The sequence below is a fragment of the Paraburkholderia oxyphila NBRC 105797 genome (assembly GCF_000685075.1).
In the GTDB taxonomy this organism is placed as follows: Bacteria; Pseudomonadota; Gammaproteobacteria; order Burkholderiales; family Burkholderiaceae; genus Paraburkholderia; species Paraburkholderia oxyphila.
Window position 1 is genome coordinate 1 of the sequence record NZ_BAYD01000220.1, and the last position, 4,433, is coordinate 4,433.

Genomic DNA, 4,433 nt, shown 5'->3' on the forward strand with positions numbered 1-4,433 from the left:
GTGAGCCGCTTTCTTTTGCCTACTTTTCTTTGCGGCTGCAAAGAAAAGTAGGTGCCGCCCCGCACAGGGGCAACGCTTGCGGCCCGCCGCGAAAACAAGTTAAGGCCAAAGCCTGATAAGAAGCGTTGCGTGCCACGCCGCACGCCGTGGAGTGGATTCCACCGCTCTATGCCGCAGTTGCATCGGCGCGGATGACTCGCCGCCACGCCTTGCCAATTCCTCATCCGAATAACAATTCAATTCGCCAAATTGAAAACATTTCATTTTCTTTACGATTTGCCCCAAAACGTCGATTAATCGATTTTTCATGCGCGAATTTGGGGCGCGCAATGCACCGCATTTTCCCATGTGTTCTTTCGGCGCAACGCCGCCTTCAATTTCAACGCAATTTTTATTTTCGACACCTTATGATGCGCTTGATCGTCATTTCACCCCACGAGGCGTGACATTTCTGCCTGATAGCCGCGTAAGCGGCAGGCATTGCGCTGTCCGCAATAATCAATTGCCAATAGAGCAATAGATCGCAATTGAAGCATAGATGAAGCGCATCAATTGGCCACACATGATTTTCGTACAAAGAGCATTCGATTCAATTCACTAGCGCCCACACTCGGAGCCATAAAACATGAAAAAATCGCTAATCGCCCTCGCTATCACCGGTGCGTTTGCCGTCTCGGCACATGCGCAAAGCAGCGTGACGCTCTACGGCCTGATCGATACCGGCCTCGTCTACACCAACAACCAGATGGGCCATAGCAACTGGCAGCTCAACACCAGCTCGACGCAGAATACGGTGTTCGGCCTCAAGGGCTCGGAAGACCTCGGCGGCGGCCTCCATGCAGTCTTCAAGCTCGAACAGGGCTTCCTCGTCAACAACGGCGCGCAGGCGTTCTCGGGTGACATGTTCGGTTCGCAGGCGTGGGTCGGCCTGCAGAGCGACAAATACGGCACGCTCACGTTTGGTCGCCAGTTCGACGTGATGAACGACCTCGTCGGCCCGCTCACGGCGGAATCCAATACCTGGGGCGGCAATATCGCCGCGCATCCATTCGAGAACGACAACCTCGCGGCGGACTCGGTCGTCATCAACAACTCGGTCAAGTATGCAAGCCCGACGTGGTACGGTGTCACGGCCGAGACCATGTACTCGTTCAGCAACAAGGCAGGCGACTTCGCGAACAACCGTTCCTATGGCTTCGCGCTTTCGTATGCGCAAGGCCCCGTCAACCTGGCCGCCGGCTACCTGCAGCTCAACGGCGCCGGCAACGGCAGCGGCGCGGTCACCACGGGCGATACGAGCGCGAACTTCATCGCGCAACGCCAGCGCGTCTGGTCGTTGGGCGGCAACTACACCTATGGTCCGGTCACGGCGGGTCTCGTGTGGAGCCACACGCAGATCGACAACGCGGCAGGCGTGTTCTCGTTCGGCACGGGCACGTATCTGGGCGCCAACGATTCCTCGGCGGGCTCGCTCTCCGGCTCGCTGCGTCTGGACAACTACGAAGCCAACGTGAAGTACGCGCTCACGCCGGCGTGGACGGTCTCGGGCGCCTATACGTACACGCATGGCGCCTATAACGGCTCGAACCCGGGCTGGAACACGGCGATGCTGCAGACAGACTACGCCATCAGCAAGCGCACCGACTTCTACCTCGAAGGCGTCTATCAGAACGTGCACGGCGCGCCGCAAGGCTCGGTGCTCTCGCACGCGATGATCAACACGCTCTCGCCGTCGTCGACGGATACGCAGGTGGCCGTGACCGTGGGCATGCGTCACGCGTTCTGATCGGCGCGTTGGCGGGCTGTTTCAGGGCAGGGTGGCGAGCCGTTTTATGAAGTTGCGCTTCGCGCGATACGTCGCGCGAAGCGTTTCGTCCTGTCACCCTGTCGCCCTGTTTCCGAAGCGACCGTTAGCAATGCTGATAATCATCTGCCCCGGCCTTGCAACCAAAGTTGTCCGGGGTTCGCCTCGCACAACTGCCATGAAATGGAGTCGAGGTTCTGGCGGCCTCAAAGCCGCAATTTTTTCCATGAATATGTGGCGCAATGGGCGAAGGTTACTTTTTACCCTTGAGCGTGAACGGGGCGAGGAGCGACTCCACCCACGCTCCAACGCGCGCGGCAGACAGTGCGGACATTCGGGGTATGATCGACTCCTTGTCGAACGGCCTGTTCATTCATGCACTTCCTCTTTCGTTCCTCCGGCCATCTGTCCGGAAATGCTCCGCACCGCGCTACATCCCGACGCGCGTCTATCTGGGCGCTCGCTGCGGCGCTGGTAGCTTCAGGCGTGGTGAGCGGCTGCGCAAGCGGCCCCGCCGTCGCACCGGTAAGTGCGACACATCCGGTCGGCCGCCCCACCTTCGTCGATCGTGTTTCGCTTTTCCCGCTCGACGACTACGACCAGAACGTCGATCACTGGCTCGATCCATCGAGCCCTGGCTACGACACCCCGTTCCTCTCGCCCGACGAGCAGCGCGCCCAGTTCAACGCGCTCTTTGCGCGCTACTTCGGCGCCGGCCTGAACGATCCTTCGCCCTGGAATCCCGCTTACATCCAGAACCGCGTGTACAGCGAAAAGGGCAGTGACATAGCGGCGCTGCAGATGCGCCGGCTCGACGAGTTCGACAACACGGACAAGGAGCCGCGCCGCATCGGCTACGGCATGAACTTCCGGCCGCATACGAAGGCGTGGATCGACGCGATTGCACAGAACGTCGATCTGTCGCAGTTTGACCGCGCAGGGAACTACGATCCGGCCAGGCGCGCCATTGCGACGGACGCGTTGCTCGTACGCGAGTTGCCGACGCTCGATCCGTCGTTCTACAGCCGTCACTTCGCGGGCGAGGGTTACCCCTTCGACAACCTGCAGGTGAGCGCCGTGCGCCCCGGCACGCCGCTCTATGTGCTAGGCACGAGTGCGGATGGCGGCTGGTCCTACGTGCAGACCCCGGACGTGCAGGGTTGGGTGCAAAGCGGGGGGCTCGCCCTCGCCGACGATGCATTCGTCGCGCGCTGGCGCGCCATGGCGGGACAGTCGCTCGGCGCCGTGATCGAGGCGTCCGCGGCTTTGCGCGACACGGGTGGCGTTTTTCGATTCGACGCGCCTGCGGGCACGCTATTGCCGCTGCAAGGGCCGACGTCGGCCGGCACGCGCGTCGTCGCCGTGCCGGTTCGCGACATCGACGGCCGCGCCGCCGTGCGCATGGCCGCGCTCGCGGATACCGCCATTGTGCCTGCGCCGCTCGCCGCGACGCCGCGCCATCTCGCCTGGCTCATGAAGGCGCTGATCGGGCGTCCATATGGCTGGGGCAACACGAACTTCGACAACGACTGCTCGGCGGAACTGCAGAGCATCTTTGCCGTATTCGGCGTATGGCTGCCACGTCATTCGTCGGCGCAGATGTTCGCCGGCGACATGACGGACCTTTCGTCGCTGACCCCCGCGGCGCGGCTCGACTACCTCGCGCAGCGCGGTAAGCCGATGCGCACGCTGATCTACATCGGCGGCCACGTCATGCTCTATCTCGGCAACACGGTGCGCGATGGCCGAACGGTACCGCTCGTCTACCAGGATGTCTGGGGCCTGAAACCCGCCGACGACAGCCGCCGCGCCGTGATAGGGGGCTCGGTGATCCTGCCGCTGCTGCCAGGCTATCCGGAAGACACCAGCCTCGAATCGCTCGCGGCCACGCCGACGTTCCAGCTCAGCATCCTCGGGATGCCGGCGGGAGGCGCCGTGCCGCATCCGAGCGAGGAAAATCCGGCCGGGTGAGGGGGCCGGTATTCCGTGATGGACCGAAGTTTCAGGCGGATACCTGCTTTCGTCAGGCAGTGTGAGGACGGCTCGGGAGAGCGCATGCAGGTCGCGCCCGGAGGCGGTATGAGCGTGTGGCCAGCCGATGTCGCCGGCTGCCACTTCGAGACTGCGAGCGTTCGATTCGAGCGCGCGAGTACGTCTGCGCTCAGTGGCGCGACGGGCGCTCACCAAAGCGTGGTACATCCGATTTCGGCTCGACTTCCGGCGGTTGACCAGCCTGACGCTGCGCGGAAGCTTCACGATCGAGGCGGTGGCTATCCATCGTGGTTCGACGCTCCTTGACGAGTGCTCGGCGTAGCTTCGACTTAAACATGGGCTTGCTCCTTGTGATGTTCCGGGCGGCGAATTGGGACACCTTTATTAACCATCGTGAGATGACGACGGCCCTCCGTGGAGGCTTCGCTGCAGTAGCACCCGAGACCGTAGCGAACCATTATATCGACGGAGGGTTTGTATTCAAGATGGAACTCATGCCCCAGAACGCTCCCTTCAAGGTCCGTGCGCTGCTCCGGCCTGGAACGGTTACGCATGGCGCGGCGGAGGCGTCTTCATGCTGAACGCGATCAGGAGCCAGCACAGAACAAGCCCCGAGCATGCGTAGAAAACGGCGCTT

Annotated in this window: 4 protein-coding genes; 3 read left to right on the forward strand and 1 reads right to left on the reverse strand. The window is 61.9% G+C overall.

Going from position 1 to position 4,433, the window contains the following annotated elements:
* Positions 1–125: 125 nt before the first annotated feature.
* From BO1_RS60035 to BO1_RS48120, 3 genes are all read left to right on the forward strand, one after another.
* A complete protein-coding gene (locus BO1_RS60035) occupies positions 126–446 on the forward strand; it encodes a hypothetical protein (RefSeq protein ID WP_156992813.1) in 321 nt (106 codons plus the stop codon).
* Between the two features lie 179 nt (positions 447–625).
* Complete coding sequence (locus BO1_RS48110) at positions 626–1,786, forward strand: porin (RefSeq protein WP_028223682.1); 1,161 nt, start codon at positions 626–628, stop codon at positions 1,784–1,786.
* A 393-nt stretch (positions 1,787–2,179) separates the two neighbouring features.
* On the forward strand, positions 2,180–3,775 hold the full coding sequence (locus BO1_RS48120) for an SH3 domain-containing C40 family peptidase (RefSeq protein ID WP_084688845.1): 1,596 nt from the start codon (positions 2,180–2,182) through the stop codon (positions 3,773–3,775).
* Positions 3,776–3,965: 190 nt separating this feature from the next.
* On the opposite strand, the gene BO1_RS60040 is transcribed toward BO1_RS48120, so the two are convergent.
* Positions 3,966–4,133, reverse strand: coding sequence for a hypothetical protein (locus BO1_RS60040; protein ID WP_156992814.1), 168 nt, complete (start codon positions 4,131–4,133; stop codon positions 3,966–3,968).
* Between the last annotated feature and the right edge of the window lie 300 nt (positions 4,134–4,433).